Annotated in this window: 17 protein-coding genes; 8 read left to right on the top strand and 9 right to left on the bottom strand. The window is 69.0% G+C overall.

Translation table 11 applies throughout. The annotated features are described in order from the left end of the window. Positions 1–42: 42 nt before the first annotated feature. The 4 genes from QTH87_RS14250 to QTH87_RS14235 all read right to left on the bottom strand — a co-directional run bounded on the left by QTH87_RS14250 (position 43) and on the right by QTH87_RS14235 (position 2,504). Positions 43–213, bottom strand: coding sequence for a hypothetical protein (locus QTH87_RS14250; protein WP_286609884.1), 171 nt, complete (start codon positions 211–213; stop codon positions 43–45). Positions 214–319: 106 nt separating this feature from the next. After that, positions 320–1,288: an aldo/keto reductase gene (locus tag QTH87_RS14245; RefSeq protein WP_286609883.1), complete on the bottom strand. Its 969-nt coding sequence runs from the start codon at positions 1,286–1,288 to the stop codon at positions 320–322. A gap of 23 nt (positions 1,289–1,311) precedes the next feature. Continuing rightward, positions 1,312–1,911: a chromate transporter gene (locus QTH87_RS14240; protein ID WP_286609881.1), complete on the bottom strand. Its 600-nt coding sequence runs from the start codon at positions 1,909–1,911 to the stop codon at positions 1,312–1,314. Then, positions 1,908–2,504 (bottom strand): chromate transporter, encoded by a 597-nt coding sequence (locus QTH87_RS14235; RefSeq protein ID WP_286609878.1) that lies wholly within the window; start codon positions 2,502–2,504, stop codon positions 1,908–1,910. Before QTH87_RS14235 ends, QTH87_RS14240 begins: the two co-directional genes overlap by 4 nt. 87 nt (positions 2,505–2,591) lie before the next feature. On the opposite strand from QTH87_RS14235, the gene QTH87_RS14230 reads away from it, so the two are divergent. Beyond that, positions 2,592–3,509, top strand: a complete 918-nt coding sequence (locus tag QTH87_RS14230) for a YihY/virulence factor BrkB family protein (protein WP_286609876.1) — start codon at positions 2,592–2,594, stop codon at positions 3,507–3,509. On the opposite strand, the gene QTH87_RS14225 is transcribed toward QTH87_RS14230, so the two are convergent. Beyond that, positions 3,488–4,054 carry a DUF924 family protein gene (locus QTH87_RS14225; RefSeq protein WP_444812788.1) on the bottom strand — a complete coding sequence of 189 codons (567 nt, stop codon included), beginning with the start codon at positions 4,052–4,054 and terminating at the stop codon, positions 3,488–3,490. The genes QTH87_RS14230 and QTH87_RS14225 overlap by 22 nt on opposite strands. A gap of 92 nt (positions 4,055–4,146) precedes the next feature. Here QTH87_RS14225 and QTH87_RS14220 point away from each other — a divergent pair, with 92 nt between their 5' ends. The 3 genes from QTH87_RS14220 to QTH87_RS14210 all read left to right on the top strand — a co-directional run bounded on the left by QTH87_RS14220 (position 4,147) and on the right by QTH87_RS14210 (position 6,767). Next, complete coding sequence (locus QTH87_RS14220; protein ID WP_286609874.1) at positions 4,147–4,596, top strand: CHRD domain-containing protein; 450 nt, start codon at positions 4,147–4,149, stop codon at positions 4,594–4,596. Positions 4,597–4,651: 55 nt separating this feature from the next. Then, positions 4,652–5,905, top strand: coding sequence for a DUF3734 domain-containing protein (locus QTH87_RS14215; protein ID WP_286609873.1), 1,254 nt, complete (start codon positions 4,652–4,654; stop codon positions 5,903–5,905). Positions 5,906–5,984: 79 nt separating this feature from the next. Beyond that, a complete protein-coding gene (locus QTH87_RS14210) occupies positions 5,985–6,767 on the top strand; it encodes a 3-hydroxybutyrate dehydrogenase (protein WP_286609872.1) in 783 nt (260 codons plus the stop codon). 18 nt (positions 6,768–6,785) lie between these two features. Here the strand turns inward: QTH87_RS14210 and QTH87_RS14205 are convergent, their stop codons facing one another. Further along, the gene (locus QTH87_RS14205; protein WP_444812787.1) at positions 6,786–7,748 is read right to left on the bottom strand and encodes a bifunctional helix-turn-helix transcriptional regulator/GNAT family N-acetyltransferase; all 963 of its coding nucleotides are present in this window, start codon (positions 7,746–7,748) and stop codon (positions 6,786–6,788) included. Positions 7,749–7,946: 198 nt separating this feature from the next. Here QTH87_RS14205 and QTH87_RS14200 point away from each other — a divergent pair, with 198 nt between their 5' ends. Then, positions 7,947–10,319, top strand: a complete 2,373-nt coding sequence (locus QTH87_RS14200) for a YgiQ family radical SAM protein (protein ID WP_286609870.1) — start codon at positions 7,947–7,949, stop codon at positions 10,317–10,319. Positions 10,320–10,375: 56 nt separating this feature from the next. Then, positions 10,376–11,284 (top strand): hypothetical protein, encoded by a 909-nt coding sequence (locus QTH87_RS14195; RefSeq protein ID WP_286609869.1) that lies wholly within the window; start codon positions 10,376–10,378, stop codon positions 11,282–11,284. Positions 11,285–11,308: 24 nt separating this feature from the next. Here the strand turns inward: QTH87_RS14195 and QTH87_RS14190 are convergent, their stop codons facing one another. Continuing rightward, on the bottom strand, positions 11,309–11,755 hold the full coding sequence (locus tag QTH87_RS14190; RefSeq protein WP_286609868.1) for a universal stress protein: 447 nt from the start codon (positions 11,753–11,755) through the stop codon (positions 11,309–11,311). Between the two features lie 201 nt (positions 11,756–11,956). Between QTH87_RS14190 and QTH87_RS14185 the strand changes: the two genes are divergently transcribed. Then, positions 11,957–14,116, top strand: coding sequence for an esterase-like activity of phytase family protein (locus tag QTH87_RS14185; protein WP_286609867.1), 2,160 nt, complete (start codon positions 11,957–11,959; stop codon positions 14,114–14,116). A 151-nt stretch (positions 14,117–14,267) separates the two neighbouring features. Further along, positions 14,268–14,990, top strand: a complete 723-nt coding sequence (locus QTH87_RS14180) for a hemerythrin domain-containing protein (protein ID WP_286609866.1) — start codon at positions 14,268–14,270, stop codon at positions 14,988–14,990. A gap of 13 nt (positions 14,991–15,003) precedes the next feature. Here the strand turns inward: QTH87_RS14180 and QTH87_RS14175 are convergent, their stop codons facing one another. Both QTH87_RS14175 and QTH87_RS14170 read right to left on the bottom strand, forming a co-directional pair. Then, a complete protein-coding gene (locus QTH87_RS14175) occupies positions 15,004–16,356 on the bottom strand; it encodes a GAF domain-containing protein (RefSeq protein ID WP_286609865.1) in 1,353 nt (450 codons plus the stop codon). Next, positions 16,353–16,865 (bottom strand): hypothetical protein, encoded by a 513-nt coding sequence (locus tag QTH87_RS14170; RefSeq protein WP_286609864.1) that lies wholly within the window; start codon positions 16,863–16,865, stop codon positions 16,353–16,355. The genes QTH87_RS14175 and QTH87_RS14170 overlap by 4 nt, the downstream gene beginning before the upstream one ends. Positions 16,866–16,882 lie beyond the last annotated feature (17 nt).

Raw genomic sequence — 16,882 nt, 5'->3', positions numbered from 1 at the left:
GCAAATGGGTGTCGCACGCGCGGCGCCGAAGCGCCTGGCCGCTCAGGAAGGGTCCTTGCCGCGGGTGCGTCCGACGCCGCTGAAGATGCCGATGCCCAGCAGGATCAGGGCACCGATGCCGATGTAGAGCGAAGGCACGCCGGCGACCGAAGCGCCCCAGCCGAGACCGCCGAGGAAGATCAGGAAGCCGATCATGTAAAGGGCGAATGACATGGTCTTTTTCTCCGTGATGTCGAATCGGCCCAGTGTGGCCCTCCGGGCGCGACGCGCCAGCGGCTGCCGGCCGCCAATGCATGTCGGAGCAGGCCTACCGGCGGGGCTATGAAGTTGCGTCGCCTTCGGCGCTGGCGGCCTCGAGCGCCGCGATCGTCTCGGGCGACAGCTTCAGCGCAACGGCCGCCACCAGCTCGTCGAGCTGCTGCATCGAGGTTGCACTCGCGATCGGCGCAGTGATGGCCGGCCGCGCGATCTGCCAGGCGATCGCCACCTGGCCCGGCGTTGCGCCGTGAATCTTGGCGGCGGCATCGAGGGCGTCGAGGATTCGCAGGCCGCGCGGGTTGAGGTACTTCCTGGTCGTGCTGGCGCCGCGCGCGCTCTTCGCGACGTCGGCCTCGCTGCGGTACTTGCCGGTCAGGAAGCCGGCCGCGAGCGCGTAGAAATTGATCACGCCGACGCCGCGCTCGAGGCACAAGGCTTCGAGCTCGTCCTCGAAGACGGCGCGGTCGTAGAGGTTGTAGAGCGGCTGCAGGCTCTCGTAGCGCGGCAGGCCCAGCCGCTCGGCGACATCGAGCGCCTCGGCCAGGCGCGGTGCGCTGAAGTTCGAGGCGCCGATGGCGCGCACCTTGCCGGCCTTGATCAGCGCCGCGAAGGCCTCGGCCGTTTCGGACAGCGGCGTCTCGGCATCGTCGTCGTGCGACTGGTAGAGGTCGATGTGGTCGGTCTTCAGGCGCCGCAGCGAGGCATCGACCGCCTCCCGGATGTAGGCCGGCGACAGGCCTTTCTTGTCGTCTGCCATCGGCTTGCCAAGCTTGGTCGCGAGCACCACGCGGTTGCGCTTGCCGCTCTGGCGCAGCCACTTGCCGATGAGCGTCTCGGATTCGCCGCCGGCATGGCCCGGCACCCAGCGCGAATAGACGTCGGCGGTATCGACGAAATTGAAGCCGGCGTCGAGCCAGGCATCGAGCAGTCGGAACGACATCGCCTCGTCCACGGTCCAGCCGAAGACGTTGCCGCCGAAGGCCAGCGGCGAGACCTGCAGGCCGGAACGGCCGAGGGGTCGAAGTTGCATGGAAGTACTCCTGGTGTGAAGGATCAGACGAAACCGAAGGCGCCGAGCAGCGCGCCGCCGCCCAGCAGCCACAGCAGGTGGATGCGCGTGCGCCAGACGATCAGCGTGGCGGCGGCGGTCAGCAGCCAGAGATGCCAGGGGGCCGCCTCGCCGGCCTGGTTGCCGGCCGCCAGGATCCAGCCCGTGGCGACCAGCAGGCCGATGACGATCGGTGCCATGCCCTGCTTGAAGGCGCGCACTTCGCGCCGCGTGCGGTTGCGGTGGCCCCAGCGGGTCGCGAAGAAGGCCAGGGTGCTGCTCGGCAGCATGATGCCGACCAGCATCAGCGACAGGCCCAGCAGGCCCAGCAGCCAGGCCGTCGGCCCGGCGTCGAAGCCGCCGCCGGCGTTGAGGCCGACGTTCCAGCCCATCAACGCGACGAACAGCACGTTGGGGCCCGGGGCCGCCTGGGCGATCGCGACCGAAGACGTGAACTGGGCATCGGTCAGCCAGCCATGCTGGCTCACGAGGTAGCGGTGCATGTCGGGCACGGCCGTGATGGCGCCGCTGATCGACAGCAACGAGAGCATCAGGAACTGCGCGAACAGCGACAGCCAGTCCTGCCAGTGCATCACGATGGTCATGCGCCCATCCTTCGCCAGGTCAGGAGGCAGGCGATGCCGCCGACCACCAGCAGCACCCAGCCGAGCGGAATGCGCGCGACCACGATCGCCGCGAAGACCAGCGCCACGAACAGGAGGCAGATGCCGAAGCCCAGCGGATGGCGGCGCAACTGCGGCACCAGCTTGATGCCGGTCGCCGCGATGAGCCCGCCGGCCACCGCGCCCATGCCGCGCAGCGCGCCGGCCACCTGCGGGTTGCTCGCGAACTGCGCATGCAGCACCGCGAGCGCGAGGATGACGCAGAGCGGCACCGTCAGCATGCCGGCCACCGCGGCGAGCGCGCCGCGCAGGCCGAAATGGCGGTCGCCGATGATCAGCGCGAGATTGATCACGTTGGGGCCGGGCAGCACCTGTGCCACCGCCCAGTCCTCGAGGAACTCGTCCGCCGTGAGCCAGCGCTTCTTCTCGACCATCTCGCGCTGCACGATCGCCAGCACGCCGCCGAAGCCCTGCAGCGCGAGCCAGGTGCAGGACACGAAGAGGTCGCGCGGCGACTTCGGTCGCGGGCGGTCGGACGCGGGGTCCGAGGACGCGGGGGGACTGGCCGGATGCATGGGTGAGGCGATTATGTCCGTCCGGGCGGCGCGGCCTGGGACATCGTCCGACGCTGCCGCACGGCGCTTGCTGCGACACTGCGAACCATGAATCCACGTGCGCTGTTCGACCTCTGCAAGCAGTCCGTCGCCTCCTGGCGGGCCGACTACGCCCCGAGCATGGGCGCGGCGCTGGCCTACTACACGGTGTTCTCGGTGGCACCGCTGATCCTGATCGTGATCTCGGTGGTGGGGCTGGTGTTCGGCGAGGACGCGGCGCGCGGCGAGATCCTCGAGCAGCTCTCGGGCCTCATGGGGCCCGACGGCGCCAGGGCCGTGCAGTCGATGCTCGAGGCGCTCAACAAGCCGGCCCAGGGCATCGTCGCCACCGTGGTCGGCCTCGGTCTGCTGGTGGTGGGCGCCACCACCGTGTTCGGCGAGCTGCAGGATGCGCTCGACCGCATCTGGCGCGCCCCCGCTCGCAACGAGGGTGGCGGGCTCTTCTCGCTGCTGCGCACGCGCCTGCTGTCGTTCAGCATGATCATGGGCATCGGCTTCCTGCTGATCGTGTCGCTGGTCGTGAACGCCGCGCTCGCGGCGCTCGGCGAATGGTGGGCGCCGCTGTTCGGTGGCTGGGCCACGCTGGCCCAGTACGTCAACTCGGTGTTCGGCTTCGTGATCGTGACCGTGGGCTTCGCGATGATCTACAAGGTCATGCCGCGCGTGAGTGTGCAGTGGCGCGACGTCTGGGTCGGCGCCACCGTGACGGCGGTGCTGTTCACGATCGGCAAGTTCCTGATCGGGCTCTATATCGGCACCACCGGCGTGGCCTCGGGCTACGGCGCGGCCGGCTCGCTGGTGGTGGTGCTGGTGTGGGTCTACTACTCGGCCCAGATCTTCCTGCTGGGCGTCGAGTTCACCTGGGTATACGCCCACACCTACGGCTCGCTCAAGGGCGTGCCGCGGCCGGCGCCCGGACGCTCGCCGACGCGCGACGACGGGGCCTACCCCGCGAACCCGCCCTGATCGAGGAACTGCTGCTCTTCCGGCGTGGTGTCGCGGCCCAGTGATGCGTTGCGATGCGGGAAGCGGCCGAAGCGCGCCACGATGTCGCGGTGCAGGATCGCGAAGCGCCGGGTGTTGGCATCGAGCGCGCTGGTGAGCACCACCGAACGCTCCTGGTCCGCCAGCGATTCCGAATGCATGAACGGCAGGTAGAAGAAGGGCCTGAGCGCGGGCTCGACCGCAAGATCGAAGCCGGCTTCGATGGCGGCCTCCGCGATGCGGCGCGCCTTGCCGTCGGTGGCGAACATGTGGCCGCTGCCGCGCCAGGCGTTGCGGGGCAACTGGTCGAGCAGCACCAGCAGGGCCAGCGCGCCTTCGGCATCTGCGGCCCAGGCATCGAGCGCGCCGGTGGCGGCATGGTGGTGCAGCGTCTCGAAGCGCGACCTGAAGTCGGCGTCGAAGGCGTCGTCCTTGGCGAACCAGCGTTCGGGGCCGGCCTGGTGCCAGAAGCGGACCACGTCGGTGGCGGAGGGCAGGGGCTTGGTCATGGGCTTCGATGATGCCATTCCCCTGGTTGCAAGTCGGGGCCATGACCGACAGCGCATGCGGCAGCGGCTGCCTAAGCTGGCCCCTTACGAACAACAGCTGGAGATCAACCATGGACCGATACGGAAAGATGCTGCGCACGGGACTGGCCGTGGGCGTCGCGGCCGCCGCGCTGGCGGGCTGCGGGATGATGTCCAAGTCGAACACCGCGAGCTTCAGTGGCGCCATGAACGCCTCGAGCGAGGTGCCGCCCAACATGACGCGCGGCAGCGGCATGGCCGAAGCCACGCTCAACAAGGACACCAACGTGCTCAAGTACAAGATCACGTACGAGGGCCTGAGCGGACCGGCCACGGCGGCGCACTTCCATGGCCCCGCGTCCTCGGGTGCGAATGCGGCGGTGGTGCTGCCGTTCACCTCCACCGCGAGTCCGATCGAGGGACAGGCCATGCTCACGCACGCCCAGGCCGCCGACCTGATGTCCGGCCGCTGGTACGCGAACATCCATACCGCTGCCAATCCGGGTGGCGAGATCCGCGGCCAGATGCTGCCCAGGATGTAGCGCGCGCGTTCCGGGCGAGCGATGAGGGCGCTGGCGGATGGTGTCAAATGACGCCATGCCCGCTTCCACTTCCGCCTCCTCTTCGTCCGCCGCCGCCCGCAAATCTACGAAGCGTGGCGCCAGGAGCGCAACGACCGCAAAGCCAGGGCCGAAGATCGACATCACGCGCGCCCGCAAGGCCCTGGTGCTGCAGGGCGGCGGTGCGCTCGGAGCCTATCAGGCAGGGGTGTACGCCGGCGTCATCGAGAAGCACAAGCAGCTCGACTGGGTGGCGGGTGTCTCGATCGGCGCGGTCAACGCGGCGCTGATCGCGGGCAATCCGCCCGAACGACGCGTCGACCGGCTGCACGAGTTCTGGCAGCTGGTGTCCTCTGGCCCGACGCAGCGGCTGCCCTCGTGGTGGGGCGACCGCGCGGCGCTGAACCAGTGGAGCGCCACCGCCACCGCGCTGCTGGGCGTGCCCGGCTTCTTCGAGCCGCGCCGCAGCCCTCTCATGCTGATGGGCGGCGCGGCGCCGGTGCTGAGCTACTACGACACCGCGCCGCTCAAGGCCACGCTCGAGCGGCTGGTCGACTTCGACCGCATCAACCATTGCGACACGCGCTTCAGCGTCGGGGCGGTCAACGTGCGCACCGGCAACTCGGTCTATTTCGACAATACGATCCAGAAGATCGGGCCCGAGCACATCATGGCCAGCGGTGCGCTGCCGCCGGGCTTCGCGCCGGTGCACATCGACGGCGAGGACTACTGGGACGGCGGCATCGTCTCCAACACGCCTCTGCAGTACGTGCTCGACCAGCACCCGCGCAGCGAGCCGCTGCTGGTGCTGCAGGTCGACCTGTTCAGTGCCCGCGGCGCGATGCCGGGCACGCTGGCCGAGACGCTCGAGCGGCAGAAGGACATCACCTATTCGAGCCGCACGCGCATGAACACCGACGCGCTTGCCGCCAACCTGAATCTGCAGCAGGCGGTGGCCGACCTGATCGGCAAGCTGCCCGCGGCGCTGCGACGTGATCCCAGCGTGGCCGCGGTCTGCGCTCAGCTCACGCACGAGCCGATCGACATCGTGCACCTGATCTACCGCAACAAGCCCTACGAGCTCGAATCGAAGGACTACGAGTTCTCGCGCGCCTCGGTCGACGAGCACTGGCAGGCCGGCCTGCGCGACATCCGCAACACGCTCGAGCATCCCGAGTGGCTGCAGGCCGGCACGCCGGCCAACGGCGTCACCACCTTCGACCTGACCGAGCCCGAGGCCCGGCGCGTGCGCCATCCGATGCAGCTGCCGCGCATTCCGTCGACCGCCTGACGGGCCGGATCAGGTTGCCTCAAGGCGCGGCACGCAGATTGCACGCATTCCCCATTCACATCACGCAAAGGAGTACACCATGCAGCTCAAGGACAAGGTCGCTTTCATCACCGGCTCGGCCAGCGGTATCGGCAAGGAAATCGCCATCCTCTTCGCCCAGGAAGGCGCGAAGATCGTGATCGCCGACCTCAACAAGCAGGCGGCGGACGCCACCGCAGCCGAGCTCAAGGCCACGGGTGCGCAGGCGATCGGCGTCGGCGTCGACGTCACGAGCGAGGAACAGGTGGATGCCGCAGTCGAGGAAGCCGCCAAGGCCTTCGGCGGCATCGACATCCTGGTCAGCAACGCCGGCATCCAGATCGTGCATCCGGTGGAGGAGTTCAGCTTCGCCGACTGGAAGAAGATGCTCGCGATCCACCTCGACGGCGCCTTCCTCACCACCAAGGCCTGCCTCAAGCACATGTACGCCCAGGGCCGCGGCGGCAGCGTGATCTACATGGGTTCGGTGCACTCCAAGGAGGCCTCGCTGCTCAAGGCGCCCTACGTCACGGCCAAGCACGGACTGATCGGTCTGTGCAAGACGGTTGCCAAGGAAGGCGCCAAGCACAACGTGCGCGCCAACGTGATCTGCCCGGGCTTCGTGCGCACGCCGCTGGTCGAGAAGCAGATCCCCGAGCAGGCAAAGACGCTCGGCATCACCGAGGAGCAGGTGATCAAGAACGTGATGCTCAAGGAAACCGTGGACGGCGAATTCACGACCACCGATGACGTCGCTCGCGTGGCGCTGCTGTTCGCGGGCTTCCCGACCAATGCGCTGACCGGCCAGTCGATGGTGGTGAGCCACGGCTGGTTCATGCAATAGGGCGCCGCCCGTCCCCGGTCAGAGCTTCAGTTCCCAGGTCTCGCCGACCAGCTGCTGGCCGAAGCCCTCGTAGGGCTCCGACTTGACCAGCCTGAAACCGCGGGCCGCGTAGATGCCGCGCGCGGCAGTGAGGCAGCTGTTGGTCCAGAGCACCATCTTGCGATAGCCCCTGGCGCGCGCAAAGGCCAGGCATTCGTCGGTCAGGCGGCTGCCCAGGCCCAGGCCGCGCGCGCCGGGCGCGAGGATCAGCATGCGCAGCTGGGCCGTGGTGGCGGACTTGCGCACCACGAACACCGCGCCCACGCGCTCTCCGTTCAGTTCGGCGATCCAGCAGCGCTCCCAGTCAGGCTGGAACTTGCGCAGGAACTGCCCCGCGATGTCGGCCACCAGGGCCTCGAAGTCGCTGTTCCAGCCGTATTCACGCGCATAGATCTCGCCGTGCTGCTGCACCACCCAGCCGATGTCGCCGGGCGCCGGGTCGCGCAGCACGGCCGCCTGCGTCCGAGGCCCGGCCTGCGCGGCGGGCGATTCGGGATCGAGCAGCGCACGGACGGTGCCCATCGCCTCGACCAGCTGGCGGCGCTGCGGCGCGGCGAGCGGCGCGAGCAGCGCGGCCGCCTCGTCGCGCGACTTCTGCTGCAGCGGGGCGAAGGCCGCATGGCCGGCGTCGGTCAGGCGCAGCAGACTCTGGCGGGCGTCGCGGTCGTCGGTTTCGCGCACCAGCCAGCCCTTTGCCTCGAAGCGGCGCAGGATGCGGCTCAGGTAGCCGGCATCCAGCTGCAGGTCGCGCCCGATCTCGCTCGCGATGGCGCGTTGGCGATGGGCCAGTTCATAGAGCACCCGCACGTCGGTCAGCGACATGTCGCTGTCGAGGTAGGGATCGAGCGCGCCGATGCGCCGCGTGTAGAAGCGATTGAAGCCGCGAATGGCCTTCACGGCGGCGACATCGGGGAGGGTCGAGAGCGCTGACATGATTGACATTGTCAAATAAATGCTTGCCCGAGGCAAGCAATTGACGAGGCCTCCGAAGCCCTTGCTTCGCCGCTGCCATGCCCTGCAGGGGCGACAAATCCTGTGGAAAACCCTAAAATACAGGGTTGCCCTACACGGGCCTCCCTGCCCGCGGGCCTGCACTTCTGCAGGTGCATGCGGGACCCAACGCCCGCCCACCAGCCCCTGATGAACGCCCCCGTCGACGTCTCCTTTTTCGCGCGCGCCGCCAAGCCGCTGACCAGCTACCGCAAGTACTGGGCGGCACGCTTCGGCACGGCGAAGTTCCTGCCGACCAGCCGTGCCGAGATGGACGCGCTCGGCTGGGACAGCTGCGACGTGATCGTGGTCACGGGCGATGCCTATGTCGACCATCCGAGCTTCGGCATGTCGGTGATCGGCCGCATGCTGGAGGCCCAGGGATTTCGTGTCGGCATCATCGCGCAGCCCGACTGGCAGAGTGCCGATCCCTTCAAGGCGCTGGGCCGCCCGAACCTGTTCTTCGGCGTCACGGCCGGCAACATGGATTCGATGATCAACCGCTACACGGCCGATCGCAAGGTACGCAGCGACGATGCCTACACGCCCGGCGACGTCGGCGGCCACCGCCCCGACCGCGCGGCCATCGTCTATTCGCAGCGCTGCCGCGAGGCCTGGAGCGACGTGCCGATCGTGCTCGGCGGCATCGAAGGCTCGCTGCGCCGCATCGCCCACTACGACTACTGGCAGGACAAGGTCCGCCGATCGATCGTGGTCGACGCCAAGTGCGACCTGCTCCTGTACGGCAACGCCGAGCGCGCCATCGTCGAGATCGCGCACCGCCTGGCCGCGCGCGAGCCGGTCGCTCAGATCACCGACGTGCGCGGCACCGCGTTCGTGCGGCGCACCGGCGACGAGTCCGCCCAAGGCTGGTTCGAGATCGATTCGACCAGCGTCGACGAGCCGGGCCGGGTCGAGGCTCACGTCAATCCCTACCTCGTGGTGTCCGAGCAGGCCAAGGCCAATGGCGCCACCTGCGCCAAGGAAGACGAGGCCGAGGCCGTGGCCCGCGCCGCCGAATCCGCGGGCGGGGCGGTCAACCCGGCGATCAAGCCCCTGCGCTTCGTGCCCAATCCGGCGCTGCAGCCGCGCGAGCGCATCAAGGTGCCGCCGCGCGACCGTTCGGTGATCCGGCTGCCTTCGTACGAGCAGGTGCGCGCCGACCCGGTGCTCTATGCCCACGCCAACCGCGTGCTGCACCTCGAGACCAACCCCGGCAATGCGCGTGCGCTGGTGCAGGCGCATGGCGAAGGCGCGACCGCGCGCGATGTCTGGATCAATCCGCCGCCGATCCCGCTGACCACGGCCGAGATGGACCACGTGTTCGACCTGCCGTATGCGCGCAGCCCGCATCCCAGCTACGCCGATGCGCAGGGCAGCCACGACGGCGCCACCAAGATCCCGGCCTGGGAGATGATCCGCTTCAGCGTGAACATCATGCGCGGCTGCTTCGGCGGCTGCACCTTCTGCTCGATCACCGAGCACGAGGGCCGCATCATCCAGAGCCGCTCCGAGGAATCGATCATCAAGGAGGTCGAGGCGATCCGCGACAGCGTCAAGGGCTTCACGGGCACCATCTCCGATCTCGGCGGACCGACCGCCAACATGTACCGCATCGGCTGCAAGACGCCGGAGATCGAGGCCGCCTGCCGCAAGCCCAGCTGCGTCTACCCGGGCATCTGCCAGAACCTCAACACCAGCCACGATCCGCTGATCAAGATCTACCGCCGGGCGCGCGCGCTCAAGGGCATCAAGAAGATCCTGATCGGCTCCGGCCTGCGCTACGACCTCGCGGTGCAGTCGCCCGAATACGTGAAGGAGCTGGTGCAGCACCATGTCGGCGGCTACCTCAAGATCGCGCCCGAGCACACCGAGCAGGGCCCGCTCACGAAGATGATGAAGCCCGGCATCGGCAGCTACGACAAGTTCAAGCAGATGTTCGAGAAGTTCTCGGCCGAGGCCGGCAAGAAGCAGTACCTGATCCCGTACTTCATTGCCGCGCATCCGGGCACCAGCGACGAGGACATGATGAACCTCGCGATCTGGCTCAAGAAGAACGGCTTCCGGGCCGACCAGGTCCAGACCTTCTACCCGTCGCCGATGGCCACCGCGACCACGATGTACCACACCAACCGCAACCCGCTGCGCAAGATCACGCGCGAGAGCGAGACGGTCGACATCGTGCGCGGCGACAAGCGCCGCCGTCTGCACAAGGCCTTCCTGCGCTACCACGATGCGAACAACTGGCCGCTGTTGCGCGAAGCCCTGAAGTCCATGGGCCGGGCCGACCTGATCGGCAACGGCAAGCACCACCTGATCCCCACCTGGCAGCCGCTGACCGACGGCAGCTACCAGAGCGCGCGGCGCAAGAACTCCACCACGGTGGCGCCCAAGGCCGCCGCATCGGCCGCACCCGTGAAAGGCCGCATCCTGACGCAGCACACCGGGCTGCCGCCGCGCGACACCGGGGCCGGGCGACCGAAGTCCGCCGGCGGCAAGCCGGTGATCCGCAAGGGCCGCTGAGCCCGGGCCGTCCGTGCCCGGCGGCCAGCAAAGGGCCGGTCGCGGTATCGTGCGGCATGCACACCCCGTCGCAGGCCCGTATCGCCCGCTTTCGCTGCTGGCTCTGCCTGGCGCTCTGCAGTGTCGTGCTGCAGGCCCAAGCCGGGCTCGAGGCCGGGTCCGCCCAGGCGCTGCACGCGCTGCACGGCAAGCTCGCAGGCGGCCTCGCCCACAGCGCCCTGCAGCGGCCGATCGTGCTCGACTCGGCAGAGACCGACGGCGGCCTGCAGGGCGACGTCTATGCCGTGGTCGATCACTCGATCGACGACGTGCGGCGCGCCCTTGCGAGCCCCTCGCAGTGGTGCGACATGCTGCTGCTGCACGTCAACAACCGGCGCTGCCGGCTGGCCCGCGGTGCCGAGGGCGACGTGCTCACGCTCAGTGTGGTGCCGCGCTACGACAAGCCGATCGAGCAGGCCTTCGAACTCTCCTTCGTGCATCGGGTGGCGCAGGCCTCGCCGGACTATCTGCTGGTCGACCTGAAGGCCGCATCGGGGCCGATGGGCACCGGCAACTACCGCGTGATGGTCGAGGGCGTGCCGCTCGACGCGAACCGGACCTTCCTGCATTTCGCCTATTCCTACGACCACAACATGATGGCCAGGCTCGCCACCATGGCCTATCTCGCGACCTTCGGCAGCGACAAGGTGGGCTTCACCAAGGTCGGCAAGCAGGCCGGCGGCGAGCCCGAGTACATCCGTGGCCTGCGGGGCCTGGTGGAGCGCAACGCGATGCGCTACTTCCTCGCGCTCGACGCCTACCTCGACGGCCTTGCGGTGCCGCCCGCCGAGCGGCAGGACAAGCGGCTGCAGGGCTGGTTCGAATCGATCGAGCGCTATCCGCGGCAGCTGCACGAGATCGATCTCGCGACCTACCTGGCGGTCAAGCGCGAAGACCGCCAGCGCGACGCGGCACCGGCGCGCTGAGCCCGCCGCGCGCCGTCCTCCGCCTCAGCGCAGCACCAGCACCGGCGTGTGCGAGTGCGTCAGCACATGCAGCGTCTCGCTGCCCATGAGCAGGCGCTTGATGCCGCGACGGCCGTGCGAGGCCATCACGATCAGGTCGCAGTGGTGGATCCGCGCAGCGTCGATGATGGCTTCCGACACGCCTTCGGAGCGGATCACGATGCCGGTGGTGCGCTTGACCCCCCGTGCATCGGCCCTGTCCTTGACGCTGTCGACCACGCGCTGCGACTCGGCGTCGGCGTGATCGCGCAGGCGCGCCGCGTCGAGCTGGTTGATCAGCAGCGAGCCTTCGAAATAGCCCGCGCTCTGGTGGTGCGAGACCTTGACGGCGAACAGTTCCGCCTGGGTCAGCAGGGCCAGGTCGATGGCGCCGGCCACGGCCAGTTCCGACAGCTCCGAGCCGTCGGTGGCGACGAGGATGCGTTCGTACATGCGGAACTCCCGGGCTGACGGAGGTCTGCCCACCGCTTCAGATTAGTCGGCGTGCGGGCGCTCTTCAAGCGGTGTGCGCCTTCCCGATCCTGGCAGCGGGGCGGGGCAGGGCGGCCCGGTTTCACGAGCTTGTCACACGAGTTGGACCTAATGCGCCGTAATTTCGCGCGCGGTGCGCGAGTCGCGAACAACAGGACGACGATGAACGAGAAAAGATCGAGGGTGAGCTGGGTCATGGCGGTGGGCGCAAGCCTGGTCGTGGCCGCATGCGGGGGCGGGGGAAGCGGGGGTAGCTTCACGCTGCCCGCCGCAAGCGGTGGCAGCGGTGTCGGCGCAGGCGCAGGCGCGGGCGCGGGCGCTGGCGGCACGTCGGGAGCCGGTGACACGGTGGCTGCCAAGAGCGTCTCGGGCGTCTTCCTGGATGCGGCGGTCGAGGGCCTGGACTACGTGGCCGGCAGCTCGCCCAAGGCAGTGACCAACGCCAAGGGCGAGTTCGCCTGCAAGGAAGGCGAGACCGTGGCCTTCAGCCTCGGTGCGCTGGCACTCGGCAGCGCCGCCTGCGGCAGCACGCTGACCCCCTTGTCCCTGGCGAACCTGCAGGCCACGCCCGAGAGCCTCAAGGCCGACGCGGTGGTCAACCGGTTGGTCGCATTGCAGGGTTTCGACGAGGACGGCGACCCGTCCAACGGCATCCGCATCGGCGATGCGCTGAAGGCCGCACTGAAGGCCAATGCGCTCGACTTCGGCGCCGCGGGCGCCAGCTTCGACGCCGCCTTCAATGCGCTGATGGCGAGCCTGCCCGGCCCCTACGCGACGCGGGTCTCGGATGCCGCGCGGCGGTCCCTCGCACGCGAGCATTTCGAGAACACGCTGACTTCGCAGACAGGCATCGCGCTGGTCGAGTCGGCCGTTCAGACCCATGCCCTGGGCAGCATCGCGCTGAGCGTCTCGCGCCACCAGATGCAGGCCGACACGAAGTTCAACGTGCCTTACGAAGGCAGCAACGCGAAGATCCGCGCGCAGTTCCCGAACGGCTTCCTGCCGGCCTACGGTTCCGGCCTGGCCTTCAAGGGCACGGCGGCCGATGGCGCACTGGAGTTCTACGCCATCACCGACCGCGGACCGAACGGCGACGGCCCGACAGCGCCGACGCCCGGCGGCACCGGCACGAGCATCAGCAAGGTGTTCCCGGCGCCGTCCTTCGCGCCGAGCTTCGGTCTGGTCACGATCGGCAGGAACGGTGCCGTGCTGCAGTCGAGCACGCCGCTGCGCCTCGACGCGAGCCGCAAGCTCACGGGCCTGCCGCCGCAGTCGGGCGTGGGCGCCACCGGCGAGACCCCGCTCGACGACACCTACGTCTACGACGCTGCCAAGGCCGGCTTCGATGCCAACGGCCTCGACCCCGAGTCGCTGGTGCTCGACCGCGCGCGCAACGTGCTCTGGAGCAGCGACGAATACGGTCCCTTCATCGTGCGCATCGACATCGCGACCGGCGTGGTGCAAAAGCGCTACAGCCCCGGCAGCGGCGCTGCCGACCTGCCGTTGGTGCTGGCACAGCGGCGGCCCAACCGCGGCATGGAAGGCCTGACGCTGGACGTGGCGAGCGGCCGGCTGCACGGCTTCCTGCAGAGCCCGATCGATCCGCGCGACAGCGCCGGCAAGTCGATCAAGGCCAAGCCGCCCGGTGGCAGCAACACCGACGTGCGCCATCTCGCGAAGTTCACGCGCTGGCTCGAGTTCGATCCGACGACCGAGCGCTCGAAGCTCTACGCCTATCCGATCGACGGCAGCCAGTACGACAAGGACCGCACCGGCAATGCCAAGCTCGGCGACGTCGTGAGCCTCGGCAACGGCCGCTTCATCGTGATCGAGCAGGGCGCGCGCAAGAGCGACGGCCGCGTCTTCAACAAGCTGGTGCTGGTCGAGATTCCCGCCAACGCGACCGACATCGCCGCGCTGGACCACAACCTCGAGATCAGCAGCATCACGCAGGCCGCGTCAGCCGGCGCAGACTGGTCGAGCGTGGTCACGCTCAGGAAGACCGACCTGCTCGACCTCAACGCGATCGGCTGGATGGCCGAGAAGGCGGAAGGCCTGACGCTGGTCGAGGACCACACGCTGGCGCTGGTGAACGACAACGACTTCGGCCTGGCCACCACGCTGCTCGACGCCAACGGCCAGCGCGTCGCCGGCAGCGTCGAGGACTGCACGGTCGATGCCGCTGGCGCGATCGTGAGCGGCTGCCCGGCCGGCGTGGCCGGCGCCCAGCTGGTGCGCGGCAGCGACCTCGAGCGGCCGACGCGGCTCTGGCTGCTGCGCTTCGAGCGCAAGCTGACCGGGCTGCAGGTTCCGGCATCCTGAGGCCGCCGAGGCCGCGCGCGCATCGAATTTAAGGTTCGGTGAGGGATTGCTTAAGCAATTCTTAGCGGCGCGCGCGGCCCCGGGTTCCTAGACTTTCCTACGGCAGACAGGCGCACGGTGCGCCCGTCGCCGAAGCCGAAAGAAGGACCCCATGAACATCGACCCGCGCGAACTGCGCCATGTCGCGGAGGCCGCATCGCCCCGCGTCGATCTGTATGCCGGCATTCACAAGGCGCTGCGCGCGCTGATGGCCGACACGCTCCTGGCCGTCGGCCGCATGGACAGCGACGATGCGCTCGAACTGGCCCGGGTCACGCAGCGCGTGCTCGAACTGCTGGACTTCTGCCGCTCGCACCTGAGGCACGAGAACGACTTCCTGCATCCCGCGATCGAGGACCGCGCGGCAGGCGCCAGCGGCCGCATCGCGCACGAGCACGACGAGCACCTGCGGGACATCCTCGCGCTGGCCGACCGGACGACCGCGCTGCTGCAATGCGAGGCCAGGGAGCGCGCGGCCGGCGCGCTGGCGCTGTATCGGGCGCTGTCGCTCTTCATCGCCCACAACTTCGAGCACATGCATGTCGAGGAGACGGCGCACAACGCGGTGCTGTGGGCCCGCTACACCGATGCCGAGCTCAACGAGATCCATGGCGCGCTGGTCGCCTCGATTCCGCCCGAGGAGATGATGTTCGTGCTGCGCTGGATGGTGCCCGTCATGAATCCGGCGGAACGCGCCGGGATGCTGGCCGACATGCGCGCGCACGCACCGGCAGCGGCCTTCGCTGCCGCTCTCGATGTCGTGCGGCCGCACCTGAGCGAACGCGAACGCGACAAGCTCGACATCGCGCTGGGGCTGGCGCAGGCGCAGGCCTGACCGGGTCCGGACCTCAGGCGATCTCGGTCAGCGCCACCGGCCGGTCCACGCGCAACAGGAAGCGCCCGCGGCCGGTCTTCTCGATCCGGATGTGCGGGCTGTTCTCCTGCAGCCTGCGCTGCAGCAGCACCAGGCGCGCCTCGAGGTTGTCCGACAGGTCGGGCAGCCGCAGGCCGGGGTCCAGCCGGAGTTCGCGGTTGCTGAACTCGCTGCGGCCCTGTTGCGTGTGCTCGCGCAGGAGCTTGCCAAGGATGGCGCCGGCCACGCCCTTGATGAGGTAGCCGTCGCCGATGAAGATGCTGTGGTTGGCCAGGTAGTGGCGCACCGCGATCGGCGCGCCCGAGGGCGGCGCCGTGCGGTTCGACGGCTCCGCCGCGATCCCTCCCTCGTCGCCGGTGCGCAGCAGTTCGAGCGCCGCCCCCAGATGCCCGGCGATCGCCACCAGCGCATCCTCGTCCTCGAAGCCGAAGCGCATGTCGAGCGGGCTCTCGACGAACAGCGCACCCACCAGCCGCCCGCTGGCGAGGATCGGCACCGCGAGCTGGCTGTGCGGCTCGCGCAGGCCCGGAAACGGGATCTCGGTCTCGAGCACCAGGTCCGGCTCGTCGTCGCGCATGCTGCTGCGCACCGCGTGGCTGTAGCTGGCCGCATTCGTCATGTGGCTGATGCGCACCGGCGTGCGCTCTCGCGCGGCGACGCCGATCACTCCGTGGCCGATCGGGATCTCAGAGCCCACGCCCGAGGCGGCGTAGCCGCAGCTGGCCACGGTGTAGAGGCGGCCGGTCGCGCCGTCGTGCATCAGCACCATCGCATGCCGGATGTCGAGCGGGTCGTTGAGCACCGCGAGCGTGGCCTGCAGCAGTTCGTCGGTGGCCGTGCAGGCAGCCAGCCGCTCCGCGCAGCAGCGCACGCCGGCCAGCAGTCCATGACGCGGCGGCGGCGCAGGCAGGCGCCGGCCTTCGAGGGTCTCGATGGCCTCGACCGCATAGATGTCGGCGCCCAGCAGGCGGAACACGCCCGACATTCCCGAATGCGAGGCGATGCCGGCCAGCTGCGCCTTCATGGCCTCGAAGCGCGGGCCTTCGTCCTCGGTGCGCAGGTAGCGCAGGTCGAGCCGGTGAAAGGCCGCACTCACGGGGTCCATCACGAGCACCGTGCCGTGCGGGTTGGCCAGGATGTTCTGCCGCGTCTTGTTGAAGAACTGGAAAGACAGTGCGACGTGCCGCTCGTCGACGTACCAGACCTGCGAGATGTAGGCGACGTTGGGCGTGCCGTCCTGCGAGCAGGTGGCCATCATGGCGGGGATCGCACCCTCGAAGCAGGCGCGGATCGCATGCAGCGAGGGGACTTCACGCGTTGCGCTCACGGCAGTTCCTCTCGAGCCGCAGGCAATGGGCTGCCTGCCTTCGGGCCCGGCGTCTGGTCGAAGGCCTCGGAGGGGCGGAATCGGACCGCCACGACGTCCTCCAGATCGAAGGCCAGCATCGCCTGCACGAAGCGCGCATCGAAGCCCACGTGGCCGACCTCCTGCTCCATCGAGTGCAGGTAGCGCGCAAGCAGCGGGGCGTCGTCTTCGGTCGCGCCCCGCAGCTCGGCCCGGTGCGCCTTGAGCTGCACCGTGCGGTGGCTCAGGGGTTCGCTGAACACGACCGCGATCTGCCCGGTAGCCGCGATGTCCAGCAGCAGCTGGCGCGACTGGCTGCGAGAGACATACACCGTGACCTCGCTGCCGTCGGCCGCGATGGCGGCGCCCACCGCACGCATCAGGCTGGGCCGGTGCGCGGCGTCGCGCGAGGCGACGATCGCCGAGACGCCCTTGTCGATCATCCGGATGTGATCGGCGGTCAGCAGCGGTCGCGTGGAGGCGGCAGGCATGGTGCGGCGCAGTGGGT

It is taken from the genome of Variovorax jilinensis (assembly GCF_030316885.1).
In the GTDB taxonomy this organism is placed as follows: Bacteria; Pseudomonadota; Gammaproteobacteria; order Burkholderiales; family Burkholderiaceae_C; genus Variovorax; species Variovorax jilinensis.
The sequence above is the reverse complement of the archived record's forward strand: the minus strand, read 5'-3'. Positions and strand labels throughout refer to the sequence as shown.

What these genes read in the sequence shown, in the direction of transcription:
- QTH87_RS14250 (WP_286609884.1), bottom strand. Translation starts at nt 213, where the DNA reads ATGTCATTCGCCCTTTACATGATCGGCTTCCTGATCTTCCTCGGCGGT.
- QTH87_RS14245 (WP_286609883.1), bottom strand. Translation starts at nt 1,288, where the DNA reads ATGCAACTTCGACCCCTCGGCCGTTCCGGCCTGCAGGTCTCGCCGCTG.
- QTH87_RS14240 (WP_286609881.1), bottom strand. Translation starts at nt 1,911, where the DNA reads ATGACCATCGTGATGCACTGGCAGGACTGGCTGTCGCTGTTCGCGCAG.
- QTH87_RS14235 (WP_286609878.1), bottom strand. Translation starts at nt 2,504, where the DNA reads ATGCATCCGGCCAGTCCCCCCGCGTCCTCGGACCCCGCGTCCGACCGC.
- QTH87_RS14230 (WP_286609876.1), top strand. Translation starts at nt 2,592, where the DNA reads ATGAATCCACGTGCGCTGTTCGACCTCTGCAAGCAGTCCGTCGCCTCC.
- QTH87_RS14225 (WP_444812788.1), bottom strand. Translation starts at nt 4,054, where the DNA reads ATGGCATCATCGAAGCCCATGACCAAGCCCCTGCCCTCCGCCACCGAC.
- QTH87_RS14220 (WP_286609874.1), top strand. Translation starts at nt 4,147, where the DNA reads ATGGACCGATACGGAAAGATGCTGCGCACGGGACTGGCCGTGGGCGTC.
- QTH87_RS14215 (WP_286609873.1), top strand. Translation starts at nt 4,652, where the DNA reads ATGCCCGCTTCCACTTCCGCCTCCTCTTCGTCCGCCGCCGCCCGCAAA.
- QTH87_RS14210 (WP_286609872.1), top strand. Translation starts at nt 5,985, where the DNA reads ATGCAGCTCAAGGACAAGGTCGCTTTCATCACCGGCTCGGCCAGCGGT.
- QTH87_RS14205 (WP_444812787.1), bottom strand. Translation starts at nt 7,748, where the DNA reads ATGTCAATCATGTCAGCGCTCTCGACCCTCCCCGATGTCGCCGCCGTG.
- QTH87_RS14200 (WP_286609870.1), top strand. Translation starts at nt 7,947, where the DNA reads ATGAACGCCCCCGTCGACGTCTCCTTTTTCGCGCGCGCCGCCAAGCCG.
- QTH87_RS14195 (WP_286609869.1), top strand. Translation starts at nt 10,376, where the DNA reads ATGCACACCCCGTCGCAGGCCCGTATCGCCCGCTTTCGCTGCTGGCTC.
- QTH87_RS14190 (WP_286609868.1), bottom strand. Translation starts at nt 11,755, where the DNA reads ATGTACGAACGCATCCTCGTCGCCACCGACGGCTCGGAGCTGTCGGAA.
- QTH87_RS14185 (WP_286609867.1), top strand. Translation starts at nt 11,957, where the DNA reads ATGAACGAGAAAAGATCGAGGGTGAGCTGGGTCATGGCGGTGGGCGCA.
- QTH87_RS14180 (WP_286609866.1), top strand. Translation starts at nt 14,268, where the DNA reads ATGAACATCGACCCGCGCGAACTGCGCCATGTCGCGGAGGCCGCATCG.
- QTH87_RS14170 (WP_286609864.1), bottom strand. Translation starts at nt 16,865, where the DNA reads ATGCCTGCCGCCTCCACGCGACCGCTGCTGACCGCCGATCACATCCGG.